Source organism: Pseudomonas sp. B21-017 (assembly GCF_024749245.1).
Classification (GTDB): domain Bacteria; phylum Pseudomonadota; class Gammaproteobacteria; order Pseudomonadales; family Pseudomonadaceae; genus Aquipseudomonas.
Map to the genome: position 1 here is coordinate 1,840,186 of NZ_CP087194.1, position 25,349 is coordinate 1,865,534.

At 60.0% G+C, this 25,349-nt stretch carries 23 protein-coding genes and 1 pseudogene; 13 read left to right on the forward strand and 11 right to left on the reverse strand.

Annotated features, from left to right (window positions below; genetic code table 11):
• Positions 1–67 precede the first annotated feature (67 nt).
• On the forward strand, positions 68–1,210 hold the full coding sequence (gene earP, locus LOY28_RS08190; RefSeq protein ID WP_032834260.1) for an elongation factor P maturation arginine rhamnosyltransferase EarP: 1,143 nt from the start codon (positions 68–70) through the stop codon (positions 1,208–1,210).
• A gap of 48 nt (positions 1,211–1,258) precedes the next feature.
• Positions 1,259–1,828 carry an elongation factor P gene (locus LOY28_RS08195; protein ID WP_007940000.1) on the forward strand — a complete coding sequence of 190 codons (570 nt, stop codon included), beginning with the start codon at positions 1,259–1,261 and terminating at the stop codon, positions 1,826–1,828.
• A 73-nt stretch (positions 1,829–1,901) separates the two neighbouring features.
• Here the strand turns inward: LOY28_RS08195 and LOY28_RS08200 are convergent, their stop codons facing one another.
• The 3 genes from LOY28_RS08200 to LOY28_RS08210 all read right to left on the reverse strand — a co-directional run bounded on the left by LOY28_RS08200 (position 1,902) and on the right by LOY28_RS08210 (position 4,076).
• Positions 1,902–2,321: an organic hydroperoxide resistance protein gene (locus LOY28_RS08200; protein WP_018930027.1), complete on the reverse strand. Its 420-nt coding sequence runs from the start codon at positions 2,319–2,321 to the stop codon at positions 1,902–1,904.
• Between the two features lie 267 nt (positions 2,322–2,588).
• Entirely contained in the window at positions 2,589–3,050 is a 462-nt protein-coding gene (locus LOY28_RS08205) for a MarR family winged helix-turn-helix transcriptional regulator (RefSeq protein ID WP_258614420.1), read from the reverse strand.
• 69 nt (positions 3,051–3,119) lie between these two features.
• Positions 3,120–4,076 (reverse strand): LysR family transcriptional regulator, encoded by a 957-nt coding sequence (locus LOY28_RS08210; protein ID WP_007940004.1) that lies wholly within the window; start codon positions 4,074–4,076, stop codon positions 3,120–3,122.
• A 109-nt stretch (positions 4,077–4,185) separates the two neighbouring features.
• Here LOY28_RS08210 and LOY28_RS08215 point away from each other — a divergent pair, with 109 nt between their 5' ends.
• Entirely contained in the window at positions 4,186–4,935 is a 750-nt protein-coding gene (locus LOY28_RS08215) for a sulfite exporter TauE/SafE family protein (protein WP_258613326.1), read from the forward strand.
• Here the strand turns inward: LOY28_RS08215 and LOY28_RS08220 are convergent.
• The gene (locus LOY28_RS08220; protein WP_018930024.1) at positions 4,925–5,779 is read right to left on the reverse strand and encodes a LysR substrate-binding domain-containing protein; all 855 of its coding nucleotides are present in this window, start codon (positions 5,777–5,779) and stop codon (positions 4,925–4,927) included. The genes LOY28_RS08215 and LOY28_RS08220 overlap by 11 nt on opposite strands.
• A 96-nt stretch (positions 5,780–5,875) precedes the next feature.
• Between LOY28_RS08220 and LOY28_RS08225 the strand changes: the two genes are divergently transcribed.
• Positions 5,876–6,091, forward strand: coding sequence for a DUF1127 domain-containing protein (locus LOY28_RS08225; RefSeq protein WP_018930023.1), 216 nt, complete (start codon positions 5,876–5,878; stop codon positions 6,089–6,091).
• A gap of 64 nt (positions 6,092–6,155) precedes the next feature.
• The gene (locus LOY28_RS08230) at positions 6,156–7,385 is read left to right on the forward strand and encodes a winged helix-turn-helix domain-containing protein (RefSeq protein WP_258613327.1); all 1,230 of its coding nucleotides are present in this window, start codon (positions 6,156–6,158) and stop codon (positions 7,383–7,385) included.
• Positions 7,386–7,435: 50 nt separating this feature from the next.
• On the opposite strand, the gene LOY28_RS08235 is transcribed toward LOY28_RS08230, so the two are convergent.
• Positions 7,436–8,782, reverse strand: coding sequence for a class II 3-deoxy-7-phosphoheptulonate synthase (locus tag LOY28_RS08235; protein ID WP_007899909.1), 1,347 nt, complete (start codon positions 8,780–8,782; stop codon positions 7,436–7,438).
• A gap of 148 nt (positions 8,783–8,930) precedes the next feature.
• On the opposite strand from LOY28_RS08235, the gene LOY28_RS08240 reads away from it, so the two are divergent.
• Positions 8,931–9,686, forward strand: coding sequence for a spermidine synthase (locus tag LOY28_RS08240; RefSeq protein ID WP_007940010.1), 756 nt, complete (start codon positions 8,931–8,933; stop codon positions 9,684–9,686).
• 57 nt (positions 9,687–9,743) lie between these two features.
• Here LOY28_RS08240 and LOY28_RS08245 read toward each other — a convergent pair whose 3' ends face one another.
• Positions 9,744–10,535 (reverse strand): crotonase/enoyl-CoA hydratase family protein, encoded by a 792-nt coding sequence (locus LOY28_RS08245; RefSeq protein WP_258613328.1) that lies wholly within the window; start codon positions 10,533–10,535, stop codon positions 9,744–9,746.
• Between the two features lie 388 nt (positions 10,536–10,923).
• Between LOY28_RS08245 and LOY28_RS08250 the strand changes: the two are divergent.
• A pseudogene (locus LOY28_RS08250) lies at positions 10,924–12,631 on the forward strand (DEAD/DEAH box helicase).
• Between the two features lie 109 nt (positions 12,632–12,740).
• Here LOY28_RS08250 and LOY28_RS08255 read toward each other — a convergent pair.
• A complete protein-coding gene (locus tag LOY28_RS08255) occupies positions 12,741–13,508 on the reverse strand; it encodes a class III extradiol ring-cleavage dioxygenase (protein ID WP_064616734.1) in 768 nt (255 codons plus the stop codon).
• 103 nt (positions 13,509–13,611) lie between these two features.
• Here LOY28_RS08255 and LOY28_RS08260 point away from each other — a divergent pair, with 103 nt between their 5' ends.
• Positions 13,612–14,265: a thiopurine S-methyltransferase gene (locus LOY28_RS08260; protein WP_018930018.1), complete on the forward strand. Its 654-nt coding sequence runs from the start codon at positions 13,612–13,614 to the stop codon at positions 14,263–14,265.
• Positions 14,266–14,398: 133 nt separating this feature from the next.
• Here the strand turns inward: LOY28_RS08260 and htpX are convergent, their stop codons facing one another.
• The gene (gene htpX / locus LOY28_RS08265; protein ID WP_008075669.1) at positions 14,399–15,286 is read right to left on the reverse strand and encodes a protease HtpX; all 888 of its coding nucleotides are present in this window, start codon (positions 15,284–15,286) and stop codon (positions 14,399–14,401) included.
• A gap of 317 nt (positions 15,287–15,603) precedes the next feature.
• Positions 15,604–16,815 (reverse strand): pyridoxal phosphate-dependent aminotransferase, encoded by a 1,212-nt coding sequence (locus LOY28_RS08270; protein WP_007940017.1) that lies wholly within the window; start codon positions 16,813–16,815, stop codon positions 15,604–15,606.
• Between the two features lie 226 nt (positions 16,816–17,041).
• Between LOY28_RS08270 and msrB the strand changes: the two genes are divergently transcribed.
• From msrB to LOY28_RS08285, 3 genes are all read left to right on the forward strand, one after another.
• A complete protein-coding gene (gene msrB, locus LOY28_RS08275; protein WP_007940018.1) occupies positions 17,042–17,437 on the forward strand; it encodes a peptide-methionine (R)-S-oxide reductase MsrB in 396 nt (131 codons plus the stop codon).
• A 154-nt stretch (positions 17,438–17,591) separates the two neighbouring features.
• Positions 17,592–18,077 carry a glutathione peroxidase gene (locus LOY28_RS08280; protein WP_018930016.1) on the forward strand — a complete coding sequence of 162 codons (486 nt, stop codon included), beginning with the start codon at positions 17,592–17,594 and terminating at the stop codon, positions 18,075–18,077.
• Positions 18,074–18,535, forward strand: a complete 462-nt coding sequence (locus LOY28_RS08285) for a MarR family winged helix-turn-helix transcriptional regulator (RefSeq protein WP_007940020.1) — start codon at positions 18,074–18,076, stop codon at positions 18,533–18,535. Before LOY28_RS08280 ends, LOY28_RS08285 begins: the two co-directional genes overlap by 4 nt.
• Here LOY28_RS08285 and LOY28_RS08290 read toward each other — a convergent pair.
• Positions 18,519–20,840 carry a response regulator gene (locus LOY28_RS08290; protein ID WP_018930015.1) on the reverse strand — a complete coding sequence of 774 codons (2,322 nt, stop codon included), beginning with the start codon at positions 20,838–20,840 and terminating at the stop codon, positions 18,519–18,521. The genes LOY28_RS08285 and LOY28_RS08290 overlap by 17 nt on opposite strands.
• Positions 20,841–21,006: 166 nt before the next feature.
• Here LOY28_RS08290 and LOY28_RS08295 point away from each other — a divergent pair, with 166 nt between their 5' ends.
• Positions 21,007–21,897, forward strand: coding sequence for an ATP-binding protein (locus LOY28_RS08295; RefSeq protein WP_018930014.1), 891 nt, complete (start codon positions 21,007–21,009; stop codon positions 21,895–21,897).
• Positions 21,894–22,376, forward strand: coding sequence for a GAF domain-containing protein (locus LOY28_RS08300; protein ID WP_111455020.1), 483 nt, complete (start codon positions 21,894–21,896; stop codon positions 22,374–22,376). Before LOY28_RS08295 ends, LOY28_RS08300 begins: the two co-directional genes overlap by 4 nt.
• Here the strand turns inward: LOY28_RS08300 and LOY28_RS08305 are convergent, their stop codons facing one another.
• Positions 22,377–25,322, reverse strand: coding sequence for an HD domain-containing phosphohydrolase (locus tag LOY28_RS08305; protein ID WP_258613329.1), 2,946 nt, complete (start codon positions 25,320–25,322; stop codon positions 22,377–22,379).
• Positions 25,323–25,349: the final 27 nt, after the last annotated feature.

A 25,349-nucleotide genomic window follows, 5' to 3' on the forward strand; every position in this document is an offset into this window, starting at 1 on the left:
GTCGTCGGCTCTTCTGCGCGGGGTAATTTATGCGGACAATCGGCGCTTTTGCCAACGGGAACCTGGAATGCCTGAAATGAAAACCCGCTGGGATATTTTTTGCACCGTGGTCGACAATTTCGGCGACATCGGTGTGACCTGGCGTCTGGCCCGCCAACTGGTGGCCGAACATTCAGTGACGGTGCGCTTGTGGGTCGATGACCTGCGGGCCTTCGAGCGGTTGTGTCCAGAAATCGACATCCACGCTACGCAGCAGTGGCAGCAGGGTGTCGAGGTGCGGCAGTGGTCAGCGCACTGGCAACCCACCGAAGCCGCGGATGTCGTTATCGCCGCGTTCGCCTGCCAGTTGCCGAGTGCTTATATGGAGGCCATGGCCGAGCGGGAAAAGCCGCCGCTGTGGATGAACCTCGATTATCTGAGCGCCGAAGACTGGGTCGTCGGTTGTCACGGCTTGCCGTCGGTGAAGTACAAGAACGTGCAGAAGTTCTTTTTCTTCCCGGGTTTTCGCAAGGGCACCGGTGGCTTGCTGCGTGAGAGGGGATTGCTCGAGCGGCGTCGGCAGTTTCAGCAAAGTCCCGAGGCTCAGCGAGAGTTCCTGCAAGGCCTGGGGGTTGAACGCGCCCCGAATGCGCAGCTGATCTCGCTGTTCGCCTACGAGAATAACGGGCTGGCCAGTTGGCTCGACGCCATGGCTGCCGACTCGACGCCCACTCATCTGTTGGTGCCCGAGGGGCGGATTCTCGGCGACGTCGAACGCTGGCTCGCAGTGGACGGGCTGACGGCCGGCGCGGTGCATGTGCGCGATGCCCTGACCGTGCAAGTGCTGCCGTTCGTCCGGCAGGATCAATATGACCTGCTGCTGTGGAGCTGCGATTTCAACGCCGTGCGCGGCGAAGATTCCTTTGTTCGCGCGCAATGGGCTGGCCGGCCAATGCTCTGGCACATCTATCGGCAGGACGAAGATATCCACCTGGACAAGCTCGACGCCTTCCTGACCCTGTACACCCAAGGCCTGTCCAAACCTGCTGGCGAGGCGATCAGCGGTCTATGGCGGGCATGGAATGCAGGTGAGACAATGGGCGAGTACTGGAAATCAACCCGCAAACATTGGCCGGAACTGGAAAAACATGCCGAGGCGTGGTGTCTGGAACAAGCCTTGCAGGCAGATCTTGCCGCAGCGCTGGTACAGTTTTACCTAAATTGGATATGATACGCGGCCTAGATTTTTGTAAATCCCATCCAAATTCGGATATTCGCAATGAAAACTGGTAAAGAACTGAAACCCGGTATGGTGATCCGTATCGACAACGATCCTTGGCTGGTTCAGAAAGCTGAATTCACCAAGTCGGGTCGTAACAGCGCGATCATGAAGACCAAGCTGAAAAACCTGTTGACCGGTTACAAGACCGAGACCGTTTACAGCGCCGACGACAAACTGGACGACGTGATCCTCGACCGCAAAGAAGCGACCCTGTCCTTCATCAGCGGCGACTCCTACACGTTCATGGACACCACTGACTACACCATGTACGAGCTGAACGCTGAAGACATCGAAGCCGTTCTGCCTTTCGTTGAAGAAGGCATGACCGATGTTTGCGAAGCGATCTTCTTCGAAGAGCGTCTGGTTTCCGTAGAACTGCCGACCACTATCGTGCGTCAGGTTGACTACACCGAAGGCTCCGCTCGCGGTGATACTTCCGGCAAGGTGATGAAGCCTGCCAAACTGAAGAACGGTACCGAGCTGTCGGTTGCTGACTTCATCGAAATCGGCGACATGATCGAGATCGATACCCGCGAAGGCGGTTCCTACAAAGGCCGTGCTAAATAAGCACCGCTTGAGGAATGAAAAAGCCCGACCATTGAGTCGGGCTTTTTTGTGGGCGAATGATCAAGATCAGTGATTAAACGGCAACGTGCAGGCGCACATCGACGTTGCCACGCGTGGCGTTGGAGTACGGGCAGACCTGGTGGGCGGCGTCGACCAGGCTTTGTGCATCGGCTTGTTCAAGGCCCGGCAGGCTGATGTGCAGGTCGATGTCCAGGCCGAAACCACCAGGGATCTGGCCGATGCCGACATGGGCAGTGATCGAGGCGTCGTCGGGGATTTTGCGTTTGGTCTGGCTGGCGACGAATTTCAGCGCGCCGATGAAGCAGGCGGAATAGCCGGCGGCGAACAATTGTTCAGGGTTGGTTGCCGCACCGCCGGCGCCACCGAGTTCTTTCGGGGTCGCGAGTTTGACGTCGAGGACGTTGTCGCTGGAGATCGAACGACCGTCACGGCCGCCGGTGGAGGTTGCGATTGCGGTGTAGAGAGTTTGCATGGTGTGAGCCTCGTTTCGGATTGGGTGTTTCGCGCTAAATGTTTGCGCGCTAAGTAAGTGCGAAGTGAATGTAGCTCGCTAATATTTAGCGCGCAAGATAAATTTTTGAAAAAAACTGACCCTACCCATCACCTGGAGATTCGATCAGGCGGGAGATGCTTGAGATAGAGGCTTTCGTGCGGGATTTATGCGAAGTGAATTTTTTTGCGACGGGGGAGGACGCCTTCGCGGGCGATCCGACTTGCCCGCGAAGAACGATAACGCGGTCTAAAGGCTGTCTTGCAGGTGGCTGCGCAGCTCCTGGAGATCCGCTTGCAGCTTCTTCAACTGCTCCAGCGTCTGCCCGCTGGCGCCGAGGATGCACTGCGGAATATCGCGCGCTTTGTCTCGCAGCGTATGGCCTTGCTCGGTGAGTTCGACAATCACCACCCGTTCATCTTCGCGGCTGCGGGTGCGGCTCAGCAGGCCTTCGGCTTCCAGGCGTTTGAGCAGCGGGGTGAGGGAGCCGGGGTCGGTCAGTAGTCGGCTGCTGATTTCGCCGACCGTCAATCCGTCCTTTTCCCACAACACCATCATTGCCAGGTACTGCGGATACGTCAGGCCCAGCGCTTGCAACAGCGGCTTGTAAACCTTGGTCATCAGCAATGAAGTGGAATGCAGGGCGAAGCAGACCTGATTATCCAGCAGCAGGTTATCGCAGTTGTCCGGGGTGTCGCGCTCGGTGTTCATTTCAAAGCCTTGATCAGTGATCGTCATGAATCTAGCGGGCGAATCTTTAATGCGCCAGATAATTATGGACTAGTGGCGGTCCAGGTTGGTTTGCAGCGCCAGATCCCACGGTGGGATGGGGCTGAAACGGGTCTTCAGGTATTCCAGCAGCAAGCGGCTACGCGAACTGGGCTGCTGCTCCAGGCGTAACGCATAAATACCGGTGCTTTCCGGTTTTGGCAGACCTTTTTCGCAGAACAGCGGTAGCAGTTCGCCGCGCAATAAATATTCACTGGCCAACCAAGTCGGCAGATGCGCGACACCCAGCCCGGCCAGCGCGCCGCAGACCAGCGCCTCGGCGTTGTTGGCGCTCATGCGGATTCGCGCAGGCCGGTGCAAATGCATCTGCCCATCCCGCTCGAAGCGCCAGGCGAACGGCGGAGCCAGGCCGTCCCAATCCAGACCGTCGTGGTCGACCAATTGCGCCGGCTCGGTCGGCACGCCACGGCGTTGCAGGTAATCGGGGCTGGCGCAGGCGATGCGCACCATGCTCGCCAGCGGCGTGGCCACCAGCCGGGTATCGGCCATTTGCCCGGCACGCAGTACCAGGTCGACCTTGCCCAGGTTCGAACCCTGCATGTCGACAAAGCTGTCGATCAGGTGCAATTGCACGTCGAGGCCGGGGTAAAGGGTCAGGAAGTCGGCAATCACCGGTGCCAGATGGCGTCGTCCGAACGCTGCCGGCGCATCGACCCGAATCAAGCCTTCCGGCGCGTTGCTCAGGGACACCGCTTCCGCCCGCGCCAGCCGCAGTTCCGCGACGATCCTCCGCGCGCGCTCGGCAAAGGCCAAACCTGCCGGGGTAGCCCGCACCGCGTGGGTGCTGCGAATGAACAGCTGACTGCCGACGGCGCTTTCCAGGCTATCGATACGTCGCGCCACCGCCGATGGCGTCAGGGGATGACGGCGGGATGCAGCGGAAAAACTGCCGGTCTCCAGCACATCCAGAAACAGTCCGAGTTGTTCGGTCAATTGATTGGGGTTCATGGCTTCGTCAACGCTTGTGCGAATTTGGCACAGCCATTGTGCGTTGCTATGCGTTTCCCTGCCAGAGCCGACTGCGTAGGATGAGCGGCCTGACAAGAGGAAACCGCCTGTGATTGAGTTCGTGATGTACCTGGTTTTTGGCGCCGCCATGGGCACCCTCGGCGGGCTCTTCGGCATTGGTGGCGGGTTGGTGGCGATTCCGCTGCTGGGCGTGTGGTGCGGTCTCGATCAGCAGGTCGCCCAAGGCACGGCGCTGGTGATGGTGGTGCCGAACGTGATGCTGGCGCTATGGCGTTATCACCAGCGCAATCGCATCGAATTGCGTCATGCGCTGCCATTGGCTTCGATGGGATTCTGCTTCGCCTGGGTCGGTTCGATCTGGGCGGTGGGCATCGATGCGCAAACCATGCGCGTGGGGTTTGTCGCGTTCCTGGTCGCGCTGTCGGCCTACAACCTGGTGCGAATGTTCACTGCCACTGCGCCGGCGTCTTCACAGATGCATTATTCATGGCCGTGGCTGGGTGTGCTCGGCGCGGCTTCCGGGACCATGGGTGGGTTGTTTGGCGTGGGTGGGGCGGTGGTGGCCACGCCGGTGTTGACCAGTCTGTTCGGTACCAGCCAAGTGGTTGCCCAGGGCTTGTCGCTGGCACTGGCATTGCCGAGCACGGGCGTCACGTTGGCGACTTATGCGGTGCACCATCAGGTGCACTGGGCGATCGGTATTCCCTTGGCGGTCGGTGGATTGATGAGCATCAGTTGGGGCGTGAGAATCGCCCACGCACTGCCGGAGCGGCTGTTGCGCGGGCTGTTCTGTGGGTTTCTGGTGTGCTGCGCGGTGATGCTCGCCTTTAAAGTTTGAAGCCTTCGACGATGTGCTCGGCCAGGCATTCGGTGATCGGTGAAGGGTTGTTCAGGTTGCGGATCAGCATGATGCTGGCTTCCGGCAACAGGGGCAGGTCTTCGTCGGCGCCAAGGATGCGCATGTCTGGCGTGATCAGGCTTTCCAGTTGCGCGGTGATCGCAAGCCCCGCGCTGACCACTGCCATCAATGCCGACAGGCTGGAGCTGTTGTAGGCAATGCGATAATCGCGACCCATGGCTTCCAGCGCATTACACGCCCAGGCACGGCAGAAACAATCGCTATTGAACATCGCCAGCGGCAGCGGCGTCTGCTCGTGGGCGTTGAAGCATTGGGCCTCGGCCCAGACAAAGCGCTCCTTGCGCAACAACTGGCCGATCTCGTTACCCGGCTCGCGGGTGACGATGGACAGGTCCAGGTCCTGGCGCTGCAACAGTTGCCGGGTCGATTCGCAATGAACCTCGATCTGGATCAGCGGGTAGAACTGCGCGAAGCGCGACAGGATGCCCGGCAAAAAGCGCATCACGTAATCGTCGGGTGTGCCGATGCGCACCGTGCCGACCATGTGCGGCTCGCGCAGGGTATTGAAGACTTCGCTGTGGAGTTTGAGGATGCGCCGCGCATAGCCGAGCAACACCTGGCCTTCGGCGGTCAGCTTGACCTGGCGCCCGTCGCGTTCGAACAGCTGGCGCTGCAACACGTCTTCTTCCAGACGTTTCATCTGCATGCTCACCGCCGACTGGGTGCGGTTGACCATTTCCCCGGCGCGGGTAAAGCCGCCCTGATCAGCGATCGCGACGAAGGTGCGCAGTACATCGGTGTCGATACTGGGGTAGGCGGACATTCATCAATCTCCGAGATGTATGCCATCAGAAACATTCGTTGGATTGATCTTAGCGCTGCGGCGAGACTGGATCCATCCCTAAAGGAGGGCTACACGATGAAAGGTCACAACGAGCATGTAACGGAACAAAAATTCTCAATCCACGCGGTATCCGATCTGCTGCACAAGTTTAGTCGCTGGTACGAACTTCACCGTGAACGTGAATTACTGGCGAGCTTGAGCGACGAAGCACTGAAGGATATCGGCGTGAGCCGCGCAGATGTGGAGCATGAGGCAGTAAGACCGTTCTGGGATGATCCGATGCACAAATGATGATGCCATCGCTACACAAACCACTTTCGGGTGAGGTAGGTTGCGAGCAGACAAGGAGATGCTCATGCCCGCCACACTGTCCTTTTCCCTCAAACAGGCTCGGCGTCTGGCGCTGGCTGCCCAAGGGTTCAACGGGCGCCAGCCGCCGGCGGCGATCAAACCGGTTCAGCTCAACCGGCTGATCGAACGGCTCGGCATTCTGCAGATCGATTCGGTCAATGCATTGGTGCGTTCGCACTACCTTCCCTTGTTTTCCCGTCTTGGCAATTATTCAACCGACTTGCTCGATCAGGCTGCCTGGAGTCAGGGCCGCCGGCGCACGTTATTCGAGTATTGGGGCCACGAAGCTTCGTTATTACCGTTGTCGATGTACCCCTTGATGCGCTGGCGCATGCAGCGCGCAGCCCGTGGCGAAGATATCTACCAGCAACTGGCGCGTTTCGGTCGTGAGCAGCAGGACACGATTCACCGTGTTTTAGCGTCGGTCCAGGAGCTCGGTGCGCTGGGGGCGGGCAGCCTGTCGACCCGTCAGGAACGGGCAGGGCCGTGGTGGGACTGGAGCGCTGAAAAGCATGCGCTTGAATGGTTGTTCGCCGCCGGTGAAGTGACCGTGGCCAGCCGGCGCGGGTTCGAACGGCTTTATGATTTGCCGGAACGGGTGATTCCTTCGGCGCTTCTGCAGCAGCCCTTGCTCAGTGAAGCCGAAGCCCAGCGCGGGTTATTGCTGCATGCGGCCACGGCGTTGGGTGTCGGCACGGAAAAGGACCTGCGGGACTATTTTCGCTTGAGCCCGGCAGACAGCCGGCCGCGTCTGGCGGAACTGGTCGAGGGCGGAAAGCTGCTGGTCTGTGGCGTTGAAGGCTGGCGGCAACCGGCTTATTGCCTGGCTGAGCCGAAAGTGCCGCGCAAGGTCGAGGCCAGTGCGCTGCTTTCACCATTCGATTCGCTGATTTGGGAGCGCAGCCGTACCGAGCGATTGTTCGATTTCCGTTATCGGCTGGAGATTTATACGCCGCAGCATAAACGCGTCTACGGCTATTACGTCTTGCCGTTTTTGCACAATGAGCGGATTGCTGCGCGGGTCGACTTGCGAGCCGAACGAGCGTCGGGCCGGTTGGCGGTGCATGCCGTGCATGAGGAAGAGCCGGGGCTGGATGATGAAGGGATGCTGGCGTTGGCGGTCAATCTACGGCGGATGGCGGACTGGTTGGGGCTCGAGCGGGTTCAGCTGAATTGCCCGCGGGCGAGTGCGGCGAGGTTGCGGGGGGCGTTGGTTCAAAGTGGCGGTGATTGAAATGGCGCCTTTGCGGGCAAGTCGGATCCCCGCAAAGGGCTCAACCGGATTTAACGCCGGACTTGCTTCAGGGTCTCTGCAATCAAAAACGCCAGTTCCAGCGACTGATCGGCATTCATCCGCGGGTCGCAATGGGTGTGATAACGATCCGACAACCCATCTTCGGTAATCGGCCGCGCGCCGCCGATGCATTCGGTGACGTTCTGCCCGGTCATTTCGATGTGTATGCCGCCGGCATAACTGCCTTCCGCTTCGTGAACCTGGAAGAACTGCTTCACCTCGCCAAGGATCTGCGCGAAGTCGCGGGTCTTGTAGCCGCTGCTGGCCTTGATGGTGTTGCCGTGCATCGGGTCGGAGCTCCAAAGCACTTGCTTGCCTTCGCGCTGCACCGCGCGAATCAGCTGCGGCAGGTGATCGCCGACCTTGTTCGCGCCCATCCGCGCAATCAGGTTCAGGCGACCCGGGTCGTTGTCCGGGTTGAGCACATCGATCAGGCGAATCAGGTCTTCAGGGTTCATGCTCGGGCCGACCTTGACCCCGATCGGGTTATGCACCCCGCGCAGGAATTCGACGTGAGCACCGTCCAGTTGACGTGTACGGTCACCGATCCACAGCATGTGGGCCGAGCAGTCGTAGTAGTCGTTGGTCAGGCTGTCGCGACGCACGAAGGCTTCTTCGTAGTTCAGCAGCAGCGCTTCGTGTGCGGTGAAGAAACTGGTTTCGCGCAGTTGCGGCGAGCTGTCCATGCCGCAGGCGCGCATGAAGGCCAGGGTTTCATCGATGCGATCGGCCAGGTGGCTGTATTTCTCGGCCAGTGCCGAGTTGGCGATGAAGTCCAGGTTCCATTTGTGTACCTGATGCAGATCGGCAAAGCCGCCCTGGGCAAAGGCGCGCAGCAGGTTCAGGGTCGCAGTGGACTGGTGGTAGGACTGCAGCAGGCGATCCGGGTCCGGTACGCGGCTTTTTTCGTCGAAACCGATGCCGTTGACGATGTCGCCACGGTAGGCCGGCAGCGTCACGCCGTTGATGGTTTCATCGTTGGCCGAACGGGGTTTGGCGAACTGACCGGCCATGCGTCCGACTTTGACCACCGGGCAACCGGCGGCGAAGGTCATGACGATCGCCATTTGCAGCAACACTTTAAAGGTGTCGCGAATTTTCGCGGCGGAGAATTCGGCGAAGCTTTCGGCGCAGTCGCCGCCCTGCAACAGAAATGCCCGGCCCTGGGTGACTTCGGCAAACTGACGGCGCAACTCCCGCGCTTCGCCGGCAAACACCAGTGGCGGATAGCTCGCCAGGGTTTGCTCGACGTGCAGCAAATGCGCCGCGTCGGGGTATTGAGGTTGTTGCTGGATCGGCAGGGCGCGCCAGCTGTCAGGGCTCCAGGGTTGGCTCATCGCAGTCTCTAGTGTTTTACGCTCGGACGGTTATGTTATCAGCAATTAGTGCGTGACCTGCTCCCGTCGCTTCGCGGACAATCGCGCCTTTGCCGCTTTATGTTGCGGTTTATCGTGTTGCCGGGGCCGGTAACGATCAGGAGACGAAATGACTGAGGAGCGCGTCGAGCATCTGCTCGCCGAGGTGCAGGATGAGTTCGGCGTGATTCGCGTGCTGGAAGTGGCCGATTACCGTTTTCTGGAGTTCGGTGACGCCATCGAACAGAGCTGCGTGTTCACCGCCGACCCTAGCTGGCTCGAGTACGATTACACCCGCGCGATGCTGATTGGTGCGCTGTGCCACGAGCAGCCGGAAAGCGCGCTGTTCCTCGGCCTTGGTGCTGGGACCCTGACCCAGGCTTGCTTGAAGTTCCTGCCACTGGAAGATGTCGAAGCCATCGAGCTGCGCCCTGACGTACCGCGCCTGGCCATCGAATACCTGGGGCTGGATGACGATCCGCGGCTGTACATCCGCGTCGGCGATGCGCTGGAGTTGCTCGATACGGCTGAACCGGCCGATCTGATTTTCGTCGACCTGTATACCGATGTCGGGCCGGGTGTCGGGCACCTGGCCTGGAGCTTTCTGGAAAACTGTCAGAAACGCTTGAATCCGGGGGGCTGGCTGGTGATCAACCAGTGGGCCACCGACGACGGCAAGCCGTTGGGCGCAGCGTTGTTGCGCGGTCTCTATCACCGGCATTACTGGGAACTGCCGGTGAAGGAGGGCAACGTGATTCTGATCGTGCCATCGGAGCTGGATCAGGAGCTGGACATGGAAGGGCTGATCGCCCGCGCGGAAGGCCTGGCGCCGCGGTTGGGGTATTCGTTGCAATCGTTGATCAAGGATATTCGGCCGGCGACTTAATGCGATGAGGTCATCTGTGGCGAGGGAGCTTGCTCCCTTGCCACAAAAGCCGATCTGTCAGCAGCCTTTGAAGACGCCTGGCCGCTTCTCGATCATCGACCGCACACCCTCCTTGGCGTCCTCGCTGTTGAGCAGTTTCTTCACCAGTGCCGGCAATGCCTGGGTCGCAGCAATTTCACCCTCGTAGCGCGCCTGTCGCGCAGACATCAACGTCGCCTGAACCCCCAGCGGTGCCTGCCTCGCAATCCTCTCAGCCAACTCGATCGCCCGTGGCAGCAAGTCCTCGCTGGCCATGACTTCCTGCACCAGGCCCAGACGCAAGGCATCATGTGCATCGAACTCATCGCCGGTGAGCAGCCAGCGCATGGCGTTGCCCCAACCGGCGACCTGATGCAGGCGCAAGGTGGCGCCGCCGAACGGGAGGAGTCCGCGCTGCACTTCCTTTTGGGCAAAACGGGTATTGCTGGCGCACAGGTTGATGTCGGCGGCCAGCATCAATTCGATGCCCGCGGTCAGGCAGTAGCCTTGCGCCGCGACAATCACCGGTTTGCTGACCCGGGGGCCGCCGAACACGCCCCAGGGATCGCAGCCACCGGGCGGTGCCTGCCAGCCTTCGGCCAGGGCTGCGCCGGCGCTGACCAGGTCGAGCCCGGCAGTGAAATGCTCGCCATGGCCGAACACCACCGCGACCCGCGCCTCACTGTCGGCTTCGAATTCGCCATAGGCCAGGCTGAGCGCATTGAGCAGGTCGAGGTCGAAGGCATTGCGCTTGGCCACCCGATCCAGGCCGATCATCAGGACATGACCGTGTCGTTCACGGGTTACACGACTGGGGCTGGGCTGATTCATGGAGCATTTCCTCGGGCGGGAAGGGGGCGTCAGACCAAAGGTCTGCGTCGCAAGGGTGAACCGTTTTAGCGCCATCGTCAGCAGGGCCGGGCCTTTGCAAAAATAGACGGTTGTACGATTATCCGCAAAGCCCGTGACACAACGGCGTATGCCGGTTTTTTCCGATAAAAAAAGCTCCCTTTTTGGCCGAATTCCGGTATAGTGCGCGCCGGCCTTTAACCGGGCCGCGTTTAGGTAGCGCAATTCCCCGAAGCCAGCTTCGGCTGCACGTCCGCCCCGCGGACTCTTCCTTGACGATTCTTTTCATTCATTCGTTTTCGCAAATCCCCGCCGACAAAGCTGCCAGGGCGACTCTTGAGTCTCAACACGGCATGCGCAGCTTTGGAGCATGGGTCTTTGCGGATGCACTTAGAGGCAGACCCATGACCCAGGAAATCGGCGGCTTCGCCGCTCTTGAACTTCACCCTAATATTGTCGCTGCAGTAGTCGCTACCGGCTATGAAGAGCCTTCGGCCATTCAGCAGCAGTCGATCCCGATCATTCTCGCCGGTCACGATATGATTGGCCAGGCGCAAACCGGTACCGGTAAAACCGCTGCCTTTGCCCTGCCGATCCTGCACCGCATTGATCCGTCCAAGCGCGAGCCGCAAGCTCTGATCCTGGCCCCAACTCGTGAGTTGGCGCTACAAGTTGCAACCGCTTTCGAAACCTACGCCAAGCAAATGCCGGGCGTAACTGTTGTGGCTGTCTACGGCGGCGCGCCGATGGGCCCACAATTGAAAGCAATCCGTAATGGCGCACAGATTGTTGTCGCCACTCCGGGCCGTCTGTGCGACCACCTGCGTCGCGACGAAAAAGTCCTGGCTACCGTGAACCACCTGGTTCTCGACGAAGCGGACGAAATGCTCAAGCTGGGCTTCATGGACGACCTGGAAGTTATCTTCAAGGCCATGCCGGAAACCCGTCAGACCGTATTGTTCTCGGCCACCCTGCCGCAATCGATCCGTGCCATCGCCGAACGCCACCTGCGCGATCCGAAGCATGTGAAGATCCAGAGCAAGACTCAGACCGTTACCGCGATCGAACAGGCTCACCTGTTGGTTCACGCTGACCAGAAGACTTCTGCCGTTCTCAGCTTGCTGGAAGTGGAAGATTTCGACGCCCTGATCATGTTCGTGCGCACCAAGCAAGCGACCCTGGACCTGGCCAGTGCCCTGGAAGCCAAAGGCTACAAAGCCGCTGCGCTGAACGGTGACATTGCTCAGAACCAGCGTGAGCGCGTCATCGAATCCCTCAAGGATGGCCGTCTGGACATCGTTGTGGCGACCGACGTTGCCGCTCGTGGCCTGGACGTTCCGCGTATCACTCACGTGTTCAACGTTGATATGCCGTACGACCCGGAATCCTACGTTCACCGTATCGGCCGTACCGGCCGTGCCGGTCGCGAAGGTCGCGCGCTGCTGCTGGTCACTCCTCGTGAGCGCCGCATGCTGCAAGTGATCGAGCGTGTTACCGGTCAGAAAGTTGCCGAAGTTCGCCTGCCGGACGCTCAAGCTGTTCTCGATGCCCGCATCAAGAAACTGACCAACAGCCTTTCGCCGCTGGTAGGTGATGCCGAGTCGACTCACGGTGATCTGCTGGATCGTCTGACTGCCGACATCGGTTGCAGCCCGCGTGCCCTGGCCGCAGCTCTGCTGCGCAAGGCTACCAACGGTCAAGCGCTGACCCTGGCCGCGATCGAGAAAGAGCGTCCACTGGTGCCGAACAATGCACCGCGTGGCGATCGTCCAGAGCGTTCCGGTGATCGTCCGGACCGTGGTGACCGCGAGCGTCGTGCTCCGATCCCGCTGGCTGAAGGCCGTGCTCGTTGCCGTACCGCGCTGGGTGCGCGTGACGGTATCGCTGCCAAGAACCTGCTGGGCGCCATCCTCAACGAAGGTGGTCTGGCGCGTGAAGCCATCGGTCGCATTCAGGTGCGTGACAGCTTCAGCCTCGTCGAGCTGCCGGAAGATGGTCTGGAGCGTCTGCTGACCAAACTGAAGGACACTCGCGTTGCCGGTAAGCAGTTGAAGCTGCGTCGCTACCGCGAAGATTGATCTGCCCTCGGGCTGATTGATCGCACATAAAAAATCCCCGACTGGTTCGGGGATTTTTTTTGCCTGCTGTTTTGTGTCCGGCGTTTGAGCGGGGGCGGCGGTCGACTTATTAGCCGAAACGATAGATATCCATCCCCAGCGCCCCCATGGTGAACCCTTGGTGCACAATGCTGAACTCGCCCCCGGCCGCGCGGGCGAAGTACAGCGGTAACAGATGTTCGTCACTCGGGTGGTTGCGCACCGCGTTCGGCGCTTGCTGGCGATAGTCGTGTAGCGCGGCTTCATCGTTCGCTTCGAGTTTTTCGATCATCCAGTCGCGGAACGCCTTGGCCCAGGGTTCGACGCTTTCCGGGCCGGCGTGCCAGTCCAGTTCGCGCAGGTTGTGGGTGATGCTGCCAGAGCCGATCAACAGCACGCCGCGCTCACGCAGGCTGGCCAGGGCATGTCCGACGCGGGTTTGTAGCGCCGGGCCGCCACGGGTGGGCAGCGAGACCTGCACTACCGGGACATCGGCCTGCGGGTACATCAACGACAAGGGTACCCAAACGCCGTGGTCGAAGGGGCGCTTGGCGTCGATGCGCGCAGGCAGGCCATCGGTCTTCAGCAGCTCGACAACCTCTGTCGCCAGTTGCGGGCTGCCGGGTGCCGGGTACTGCACCTCGAACAAGGCCCGCGGAAAACCGCCGAAGTCGTGCCAGGTTTCGGGTTGGGGGTTGCCGCCGACCAGCAATTCGCTGCTTTCCCAGTGCGCGGAAACGATCACGATGGCTTTGGGCTTGGGCATTGTCGCGGCCAGATTCGCGAGGGCCGGCCCACTGGCGCCAGGTTCCAGGGCCAGCATGGGGGAGCCATGAGAGATATACAGGCTGGGGAACATAATTGAGCTCCTGGGAGTAAGATGGCAGCATCTTCAGTCAGATCATTGATCTAAATCTAATATAAGTTTTAGAGTCTTTTGATCGAATTTTTCGGGGTTAATTATGCAGCCGGAGTTTTGGCACAAACGGTGGGCGTCGAATCAGATCGGCTTTCATCTGCCGGAAGTAAATCCCTATCTGCAACGGTTCTGGCCGCAACTGGGCCTTGATGAAGGTTCTCGCGTACTGGTGCCGTTGTGTGGCAAGAGCCTGGACCTGTTGTGGCTGGCGCACTGCGGTCATGAGGTGCTGGGTATCGAGTTGTCGGAAAAGGCCATCGAGGACTTTTTCAATGAGCATCAACTGGACCCGGCAATCAGCGAGCAGGGACCTTTCAACGTCTATCGGGCCGGGTCGATCGAGTTGTGGTGCGGCGATTTCTTCGAGTTGACGGCAGGCGATGTTGCCGATTGCAGCGCACTGTACGACCGCGCGGCGCTGATCGCCTTGCCGCCAGCGATGCGTGAACAATACGCGGCTCATCTGATCCGGATTCTGCCGAAGGATTCTTTAGGGATTTTGATTACGCTGGATTACGACCAGAAGCAAATGGCCGGACCGCCATTTGCTGTGCTTGATGACGAAGTGCAACGGCTGCTGGGGGCTTCGTGGGAGCTGAAGATCCTGGAAGACCAGGATGTCCTGGGTGAGAGCTGGAAGTTTCTCGAGGCCGGTGTCACGCGGCTTGAGGAGCGTGTGTATCGGGTTTCCAGCTGATAAAAGCTGCTGGTTATGCTGGCCTCATCGCGGGTTTGCTCGCAATGAGGCCCTGAAGAGCACCACACCACTTCGCAGACAAAAAAAGGCCCGCATTCACTGCGGGCCTTTTCTTTTAGTGCTGCGGAAGCTGTCAGCCCCGGCGACGCAGTGCGTCGATGCGTTCTTCCAGCGGCGGGTGGCTCATGAACATGCGGGCGAACCCTTGCTTGAGACCACCGTTGATGCCGAAGGCATTCAGGGTATCCGGCATGTGCACCGGCAGCCCTTGTTCGGCACGCAGGCGCTGCAGGGCACCGATCATTGCGCTGGTACCCGCCAGGCGTGCGCCGGCGTCGTCGGCGCGGAATTCGCGCTTGCGCGAGAACCACATGACGATGGCGCTGGCCAGGATGCCCAGGACCAGTTCAGCGAAGATGGTCGCCACGTAGTAGGCGATACCCTGGCCTTCTTCGTTCTTGAAGATCACCTTGTCGACAAAATTGCCGATGATCCGGGCGAAGAACATCACGAAGGTGTTCACCACGCCCTGGATCAGCGCCAGGGTGACCATGTCGCCATTGGCCACGTGACCGATTTCGTGGGCCAGAACGGCTTTCACTTCATCCGGCGAGAAACGCTCGAGCAAGCCCTGGCTGACCGCGACCAGTGCGTCGTTCTTGTTCCAGCCGGTGGCGAAGGCGTTGGCTTCATAGGCCGGGAAAATCCCGACTTCGGGCATCTTGATCCCGGCTTCGCGGGACAGTTGCTCGACGGTTTGCAGCAGCCATTGCTCATGCCGGGTGCGCGGCTGGCTGATGATCTGGGTGCTGGTGCTCATTTTCGCCATCCACTTGGAGATGAACAGCGAGAACAGGGAACCGGCGAAACCAAAGACCGCACAGAAAATCAGCAGCTGATTGAGGTTGAGATCAACCCCGTTGGCCGCCATGAACCCGTTGAAGCCGAAAAGGCTCAGGGTGATGCTGGCAATCAGCACGACCGCCAGGTTAGTGGCCAAAAACAGCAAAATGCGCATCATGGTTGTAGAAATCTCCTCGTGCTAAAGATGTAGCGTACTGCGGGGTATATAAGGTGCTGCACCGGGCTATTCAACCGGGTGACTATTTCAAACTGTGTCCTACGGCAACAGTCTAGCTGCTTGAAGGGCATTTCCGACGTCGACATGGGAAACGGTTGTCAGCCGATTAGCTTCACAGGCCCCCGCCGTTATTGGGCGTGGGCATGAAGCGTGTCGTCAGTCAGCGCTTGAAACAACGAGGCAGGGCAGGGCGCACAGAAGTGTTGCTGAATTAATCACCGTGCGACTTTTATCCGCGTCGCACGGTGACAGGCCATTTACTGGCGATAGGACTTGAGGAAGTTGCCGATCCGGCCAATGGCCTGATCCAGGTCGTCGACCCGTGGCAGGGTGACCACGCGGAAATGGTCTGGCCATGGCCAGTTGAAGGCCGTGCCTTGTACCACCAGCAGCTTTTCCGAGAGCAGCAGGTCGAGCACGAATTTCTCGTCGTTGTGGATCGGGCAGACTTTCGGATCGATCCGCGGGAACGCATACAGCGCACCCATCGGCTTGACGCAGCTCACGCCCGGAATGTCGTTGAGCAGTTCCCAGGTACGATTACGCTGTTCCAGCAGACGCCCTTGGGGCAATACCAGATCGTTGATGCTCTGATAACCACCGAGTGCGGTCTGGATTGCGTGCTGGCTCGGCACGTTGGCACACAGGCGCATATTAGCCAGCATGTCGATGCCTTCGATGTAGCTCTGGGCGTGGTGTTTCGGGCCGGAAATGGCGATCCAGCCGGAGCGGAAGCCGGCCACGCGATAGGACTTGGACAGGCCGTTGAAGGTCAGGCACAGCAGGTCCGGTGCCAGCGAGGCGGTGCAGATGTGCACGGCGTCGTCGTACAGGATCTTGTCGTAGATCTCGTCGGAGAACACCACCAGATTGTGCTGACGGGCCAGTTCCAGCATGCCCAGCAGGACTTCTTTCGAATACACCGCGCCGGTCGGGTTGTTCGGGTTGATGATCACCAGGGCCTTGGTGTTCGGGGTGATCTTGGCCTTGATGTCGGCCAGGTCCGGCCACCAGTTGGCCTGCTCGTCGCACAGGTAATGCACCGGGTTGCCGCCCGCCAGGCTCACTGCGGCGGTCCACAGCGGATAGTCGGGGGCCGGCACCAGCACTTCGTCGCCGTTGTTGAGCAGGGCCTGCATCGACATCACGATCAGCTCGGAAACGCCGTTGCCCAGGTAAATGTCTTCAATGCCGACGCCTTCCACCTGCTTTTGCTGGTAGTACTGCATCACGGCTTTACGGGCGCTGAACAGGCCTTTGGAGTCGCTGTAGCCCTGGGCGGTCGGCAGGTTGCGGATCACGTCCTGAAGGATTTCGTCCGGCGCTTCGAAACCAAAGGGCGCCGGGTTGCCGATGTTCAGCTTGAGGATGCGATGACCTTCCTCCTCCAGGCGTTTGGCGTGCTTGAGCACTGGGCCGCGAATGTCGTAGCAGACGTTGGCGAGCTTGTTCGATTTGCTGACCTGCATGGCGATGTGTTCCCGAAAATGAACGATCCAGGCGGCGTGTGAACGACCGTGCTGGGAATCCTGCGTATTCACACAGGCCTGACGCCTTGAGTGGCGGCACTCATAAATCCGTTTGAATGCGCGTGGTCTGGCTGCCAGACTGGCGTTTGACGAGGCGCAATCATACGTGCCGCCCGATCCGTGGAAAAGGTACAGATCGGGCTTTTTCAGCTGCTGAGGTGTATCAATGGAAAAGTTGGAAAAAACCCTGGAAGAATGGCGGGCCATGCTTGATCCGGAGCAGTACAACGTTTGCCGCCTCAAGGGCACCGAGCGACCGTTCTCCGGTAAATACAACGGCACCAAAACCGACGGCGTTTACCACTGCATCTGCTGCAACGCACCGCTGTTCGACTCCAAAACCAAGTTCGATTCCGGCTGCGGCTGGCCGAGCTTCTATGCGCCGATTGGCGACAGCGCGATGGTCGAGATCCGTGATATCAGCCACGGCATGATCCGTACCGAAGTGGTCTGCGCCAAATGCGATGCGCACCTTGGGCATGTGTTCCCGGACGGTCCGCCGCCAACCGGTTTGCGTTATTGCATCAACTCGGTGTGCCTGGACCTCGTTCCCCGCGAATAATCTGCTGATGTCGTGCGCTTGATTTGTATACGCAGGAGCAGCCTCCGGCAGCTCCTGCAATGATGTTCGCGTGCCGGGCATCTATTGATTTATTAAATTGCACACAATTCAATTGCTCGCTATGTTTGATATTCCTTCATTCGGAGTTCGTGCCATGAGCGACAACCTGCTGAGCATCCCTTGCACCACCATCAAGGGGGAGCAAAAGACCCTGGCCGATTTCGCCGGTAAAGCGGTGCTGGTGGTCAACACTGCCAGCAAATGTGGTTTCACCCCACAGTACAAGGGCCTCGAAGAGCTCTGGCAGAGCTACAAGGATCAAGGTTTGGTGGTGCTCGGGTTTCCCTGCAATCAGTTCGGCCAGCAGGAGCCGGGCAACGAAGGGGCGATTTCCGAGTTCTGCGAGCTGAATTACGGGGTGAGTTTCCCGCTGTTCAAGAAAATCGAAGTCAACGGTGCCGGCGCTCATCCGCTGTTCGTTCAGCTGAAAAAACGCGCGCCAGGTGTGTTGGGTTCCCAGGGCATCAAATGGAACTTCACCAAGTTCCTGATCGGCAAGGACGGTCAGCTGGTCAAGCGCTTTGCTCCGGCCACCAAGCCGCAAGCGCTGCGCCGCGAGATCGAAGCCCTGCTCAAATGAACACGTTGTCAGTCGATTCGCTGAAACTCGACAGTCAGCTCTGCTTCAAGCTGTATGCCGCTTCTCGGGCGGTGATCCGTGCCTACAAGCCGATGCTCGATCAACTGGGCCTGACCTACCCGCAATACCTGGCGATGCTGGTGCTGTGGGAATGGCAGGAGGCGGCGCCGGAGCAGCCGACGGTCAAGGCGCTGGGCGAGCGCCTGGCGCTGGATTCCGGGACCCTGACGCCGCTGCTCAAGCGTCTTGAGCAACTGCAACTGGTGCAGCGCCAGCGTTCGGCGCGCGATGAGCGCGAGGTGCACTTGAGCCTGTCGTCCACCGGCAAGGCCTTGCGCGATCAGGTCGGGCCGCTCAAGGCCCGCCTGTTGTGCGATAGCGGTGTCGATCTGGATCGCCTGAATGAGCTGCGCGATGGTCTTGATCACCTGTTGGGGCAAATCAAATCGCTGTCGTAGTGGGTATCCACAAGTCGAGCAGGGCCGCCAGTTCTTCCCGGCGGAAGGGTTTGGCCAGGTAGTCGCTCATGCCCGCCGCACGGCAACGTTCGCGTTCTTCGGACATGGCGTTGGCGGTCAGGGCGACGATGGGCAGTTGTGGCCAGCGCCCGCTGCGACGGATCTGCCGGCTGGCTTCATAACCGTCCATCACCGGCATGTTGCAGTCCATCAGCACCAGGTCGAATTCGCTGTGTTCGAGCTGATCCAGGGCTTCGGCGCCATGGGCCGCGACGCTCACCTCGCAGCCGAGTTTGCCGAGCATGCCCTTGGCCACCAACTGATTGACCGGGTTGTCCTCCACCAGCAGGATGCGCCCGCGTCGCTGGGGCGAGAGGACTTCGACCCGGGCACCGTTGATCGTGTTGAGTTCCGGCTGCAGGATCCGTCGCAATGTCTGGTAAAGCGCATTGCGCGCCAATGGTCGCGCCTGTTGCTGCAAAGGTGCCAGGGCGCTGGCTTGCTCGCTGGGCAGGAAACTGCCGTATGCGGTCACCAGCAGAATCGGCGCGGTTAAAGTTGGGCGCAGGCCAAACAGGCATTCGGGACAGTCGGTGATCAACACATCCGGTTTCAGGCCGATCAATCGGTCATCGATGGAACGTTGTTGATAGCCGAGCCCCCATTCGGGCAATAGATTCTGAAGCAGTTCCGCCAGTCCGCTGCTGGCGGCCGTGATCGCGACGATGTTGCCTTGCAGAGCTGCTGGCGGGATGGCGCGAGTGTGGCAGGGCAGCGGCAGGTCGGCGCAGAACTGACTGCCGAAGCCTGCTTCCGAGCTGATCGTCAGCCGCCCCTGCATGGCTTCGCAGAGGTTGTAAGTCAGCGCCAGGCCCAGCCCGGTACCGCCGAATTGCCGGGTAATGCCGGCACCGGCCTGGGTAAAGGGCTGGAAGATTTTGACCTGTGCGTCCTGGGCAATGCCGATGCCAGTGTCGCAGACCTCGATTCGCACGCCGTCTTCGAACGTTGAAAGACGCACATCGACCCGCCCGAAGCGGGTGAACTTGAGGGCGTTGGACAGCAGGTTGCTGACGATCTGCCGGACCCGGGTCGGATCACCGAGCACCAGCGCGGGAAATTGCGGGTCGATCAGGCACGTTAGCTCGACGCTCGGCGCGGCGTTCTGGGACAGCAGGTTGGCGGTGTCTTCGATCAGCGAGCCGAGGTCGAATGGAATGTGTTCGAGTTCCAGCTGGCCGGCATCGAATTTCGACAGGTCGAGAATATCGTTGAGCAGTTCCACCAGCACTTTGCCCGAGTCATGGGCGATGGACAGTTGTTGCTGCTGCTCGGCATTGAGCGGGCCGTCCAGCGAGAGCGCGATCATCCCCAGCAGACCGTTGAGAGGCGTGCGGATTTCATGGCTCATGTTGGCCAGGAATACCGAGCGTGCCTCGGCCATGTCCAGGGCGGTACGGCGGGCGACTTCCAGTTCCTCGTTGGACTGGCTGAGCCGCGAGTTGATGGCCTTGAGTTCCGCCGTACGGGCCGAGACGATATTTTCCAGTTGCGAGAGGTAGTCGGTCAGGCGGTTTTCGGCATTGCGCCGCTGCTGGATCTCGGTGGCAATGTTATCGAACTGTTGATTGGCGACCTTGACCAAGACGCCGATTTCATCGTTTTCATGCCCCGCCGGATACTCCAGCCAGGTCGGCTCCGCGCTGCGCGGATCACGACCACTGAGTTCTCGGATGACCCGTACCAGCGGTTTGGTCAGCATCACGTAAAACAGCGCCAGCAGAATGCCCGTAAGGATCAGGCTGCGCGCGAAGCCATTGAGCAGGGTCACTTCGGCCCGGCGCAGGAAACGACTGCCGAAAGTGTAGGTATCGACATCCAGGTGCAAGGTCCCGAGGGATTCGTCCGGCAAGTGGTCGAGGTAAAGACGGTCTTCAAACTGTCGGTTGGCGCCGAACAGGAAGTCGCTGAGCACCCGGTAATTGTTTTCCAGGCCCGGACGTTTGGCGCTGGCCAGCACGGTATTGTTGTTGTCGGTCAATTTCGCGCCGATGATCGCCGGGGAGCGCAGCAAGCCCAGGATCAGTTCCTGGGCGAGTTCGGCATCGATGTTGTAGGCGATGCGAGACGCGGGGTTATGGCTGATTTCCAGCAACGACAGGATTTCGCGGTTGATGGAGGCGTCTTCGCTGGCATAATCGATGCCTATTTGCACAAGGCTGAGCAGCGTGCCCAGAATGAAACCGACCAGCACCGTAAGCTTGGCTTGCTTGTACGACAGCCGCTGGCTGAACTTGATATCCATGGGGTGTTGAACCACTTCCGTTTCCCTTCGCTGCTCAAGCATAGTCGATCATCAATGGATACCGATGTTCTCGCAAAACACCTGTACGGGGTGTTGGCCGGGCATCGGATGCTGTGTTTCGTCGCTGTACCGCCATCATCACTGTGAACGTGCCCGAGGAGAAGACGTGGATTCCCGATTGAATGCTTTTCTTGAACGCGCCGATGCCGTTCTGGCCCGTATCGAACCGCTGCTGCCGGCGCCTCGGCAAACGGTCGACTGGACACATTGCCTGGCCGCACGCTGGCAACGCGAGGGTCGCAACGGTTTTCTGTTGCCGCTGCAAGTCAGCCTCGACATGCGCCTGTCCGACCTGATCGGCGTTGACCGGCAACTTGAGCAATTGGGCCGCAATACTCAACAGTTCCTCGACGGCATGCCTGCCAATCACGCCTTGCTCTGGGGCTCGCGGGGCACCGGTAAATCGTCGCTGGTGCGCGCCTTGCTGGCCGAACACGCCAAGAACGGCCTGCGGCTGATCGAGATCGAGCGCGATCACCTGGCGGACTTGCCGCGGGTGGTCGAGCAGATTGCCAAGCTGCCTCAACGGTTTGTGCTGTTCTGCGATGACCTGTCGTTCGAGTCGGGCGAGGGCGATTATCGCGTGCTCAAGAGCGTACTCGATGGCTCTCTCGAGCAGGCGCCAGATAACGTTCTGCTGTACGCCACCTCCAACCGTCGCCATCTGGTGCCGGAAAAGGAAAGCGATAACGAAAACTGGAAAAGGGTCGATGGCGAGCTCCATCCCAATGAGGCGGTGGAAGACAAGATCGCACTGTCGGACCGTTTTGGCCTGTGGCTGTCGTTCTATCCGTTTACTCAGGAACATTTCCTCAATGTCGTCGAGCACTGGATCGGCCAATTGGCCGACAAGGCCGGTCTCAAGTGGCAGCGTGACGAAGAGTTGGACATCCTCGCGGTGCGCTGGGCCACGGGCCGGGGTAATCGCAACGGACGTTGCGCGTATCAATTTGCCCGCTATTGGGTCGGGCTGAAGCTGTTGGAGCAAAAGGCATGATCGATTTACAAAAGAGCGGCCAGGGCCTTGAGGGCTACGGCATGCTATGGGCACAGCTGGAATCGTTGCTGGCGGACGAGCGTGATTTTATCGCCAACGCCGCGCAATTTTCCGCGTTTGTGTTCAACCAGCTCGATGACCTGAACTGGGCCGGTTTCTACCTTAATCGCAACGAAGAACTGGTGCTTGGCCCGTTTCAGGGGCAGATCGCCTGTGTACGGATTCCATTCGGTCGCGGCGTGTGCGGGGCTGCCGCTGCCACCTTGCAGACCCAGCGGGTCGAAGACGTACATGAATTCCCCGGCCACATCGCTTGTGACAGCGCATCGAACAGTGAACTCGTCGTGCCATTGGTCAAGGACGGTCGACTGATCGGCGTGCTGGACCTCGACAGCCCGAAGCTGGCGCGTTTTACCGCTGACGATCAGGCCGGAATCGAGCAGCTGGCGGCGATTTTCCTGCGTCTGACCGACTGCTGATCAGCCCTTCAAGCCGGCCTTGATCAGCAGGCTTGTCGGGTCAACGGTGTCTATCTGCTGTGGCTCAAGGAATTGGCTGGCGTACTGCAAGTAGATTTCGTCGTTGATGAACAGCCCGAACAATTCAGCGTCGATGTGGGCGTCACGGCACATGGTGGCCATGATGCCCAGCGCTTCGCTCAAGGACTTGGTTTTCTTGTAGGGGCGATCGGCGGCGGTCAGCGCTTCGAAAATATCGGCAATCGCCATCATCCGCGCCGGCAGGCTCATGTCTTCGCGCTTCAAGCGTTTGGGATAACCGGTGCCGTCCATTTTTTCGTGGTGGCCGCCGGCGATTTCCGCGACGTTATTGAGGTGACCGGGGAAGGGCAGGTGACTGAGCATCAGGATCGTCTGCACCATGTGGTGATTGATGATGTAACGCTCCTCGCGGGTCAGGGTGCCTCGGACGATGCTCAGGTTGTACAGTTCGCCCCGGTTGTACTTGTATCGCGGCACGTCGAGCTTGAATCCCCAGGGATTGTCGTCCGGGATCAGTTCGCTGTCGGCGCGCTCGAGCAGATGCTCGGGTTTATCCGCCAGCAGTGGCTCGCTGACCGGCAGGGTCGGCACCGGGGTCCGGGCCTGGCGCCGGTTCTCTTCCCACGAAACGCCAAGCCGATCATCCAGGGTTCGGGTCCAGGTACGTTGGGCGATGGTGTTCAACCGCTGCAGATCGGCCTCGGCCATGGCCTCGCTGCCCAGGTTGCAGCGCGCCACAAACGCGAAATCATCATCCAGCGCCGCCAGGCTCGCATTGCGCAATTGCGCCAGAGGCGACTCGTCACCCCCCAGGGCGATGGCCTGCCAATAATTGATCCAGGCATCACGCTTGAGGACTTCGAAACGGGTGCGGATTTCGTGGATGCGGTCGTACAGGGTCTCAAGTTTCGTGGCTTTGTCGACCACGTATTCAGGGGTGGTGACCTTGCCGCAATCATGCAGCCAGGCGGCGATGTGCAGCGCCTCCCATTCATCTTCGCCGGGCTGATAGCTACGGAAGGCCGGGTCCTGACTGGCAGCGGCCGCCTGTGCCAGCATCAGCGTCAGTACCGGTACTCGCTGGCAGTGCCCGCCGGTGTAGGGGCTCTTGGCGTCGATTGCGCCGGCCAGCAATTGAATGAATGAGTCCAGCAGCTGTTTTTGTCTGGCTTGCAGGCGCTGACTTTCGATACTCACAGCGGCCGCGCCAGACACCGCCTGGAGAAACGCGATGCGATCCGGGCGCAGTTTTTCCAGGTCGTCTTGCGTGCCGCTGTCGGCCAGCAGCAAGACCAGCAGCCCCACGGTTTCGTTATGACGATTGTGTAGCCGAATACCGACCAGATGAACCCGCGGGCACTCCAGCGCGAGCAAGACTTTCTGCAGATCCCCCGCCTGTTCGAAGCCCAGGGAGGTGACGACATTGTCGGCGGTCGACAGTGTTTGCATCCACTGAGGGCTCTGAAAATCCTGGGGTACGTGTCCTTGAATGTCGAATGGCGGCAAGGCCTGTGAACTGCCGTTGATGACCAGCGCATGAGGTTCCACGCGATTTTCATCACCTTCACGCAGGTAGATCAGACCGGCCTGGGCCTGGCCGATCTGCACGGTTTCAAACAACACCCGTTGCAGCAAGGGGGCGAAACGGGTTTCGGCGCTCAGGCTTTCGGTGATCCGGAAAAAACTCGCCAGGGTGTCTTTCATGCGCGCCATCGACACGCTCAGTTGGTCGACTTCCAGCACCGGCGAGCGACGGCTGGCCGGAAAATTGAAATCGAAACTACGAATCGCATCGGCTTCCCGTACCAGGGCGCGCAGGGGGGTGACCAGGACCCTCGAGGTCAGCCAACCCATGGGCAGGCACAACAGCAGCGTTGCCAGGGTAATCAGCGCGCCTTGCCAGCGCATGCGGTAGGCATCGACGAGCAGTTCGTCTTCCGGCACCAGCAGCGCCAGTTGCAGCCCCTGTGGGCCACCCTCCTGCATGCTGCTGCGCGCCGCGATCCATTGACGACCCGCGGCGTTCAGGCGATTGATCTCAGGGGGACTGGTGAGCAGGGCCGCGAGGCTGGGGCTCAGGTCGGCGGCTTTGATCAGCCGGGTCGTCTGGTCGTCGACGATCAGTTTGCTGCTGTCGGGGTAGGCGACGGCATTACCCTCGGCATCGAGCAGCACAATTTCGGTGCCGGGCGTCACCACATGTTTGGCCAGGGTCGCTGACAGTTCCGCCAGCGTAAGGTCGGCCCCCATCACCGCTTGCTCACCACTGCGCCGCGCCAGGGTTGTGCCGACATTGTGGGTGGAGAAAAACAGGTAGGGCTCGGTGGTGATCTGATCACGGTCGCTGCGGGCGCTGGAGAACCAGGCGCGGGTGCGTGGATCGTAGATTTCGTCGGGGTTGTCCAGACGGCTGACGAGGGCCAGGTTCTGATCGAAAAACAAGGATTGGGAGCGGACCTGACCGCCGCCTGGATGCTCGATGCTCCATACCTGATACGCCGCGGTGTCCGGTGCCTTGAGCTGCGTTTTCAGGGCGACGCTGCGCAGGGGGCGAACCATGAAAAAGTCGCCATTGCTGTAGCCCAGGTACAGAGAGGCCAGATCGGGGTTGTCCGTGAGTGATTGACTGAAGGGCTTGAGCAACGCCAGGCGTTGCTCAAGGTCGGCGGCCTGGGTTGCCGGATTGTCCGCCAGCAGGCTCAGCAGATGACGAATCGGCTCATAGGTGCGATGCAGGTCCAGACGGACATCCTGCTCGATGCGATTGAAGAGCTTTTCACTGCTGGAAAGAATGATCCGGGTGGTTTGCCGATAGTTGAAAATGCCCAGCACCACCCCGGTCAGCAACAGCAGGAACGTGAACATCACGCTGATATGGATGTGCAGGGGAAATCGGCGCTGGTCCGGGCGCAGTGGGCTGGGCATTGCAGATTTCTCCATGACGATGAACAC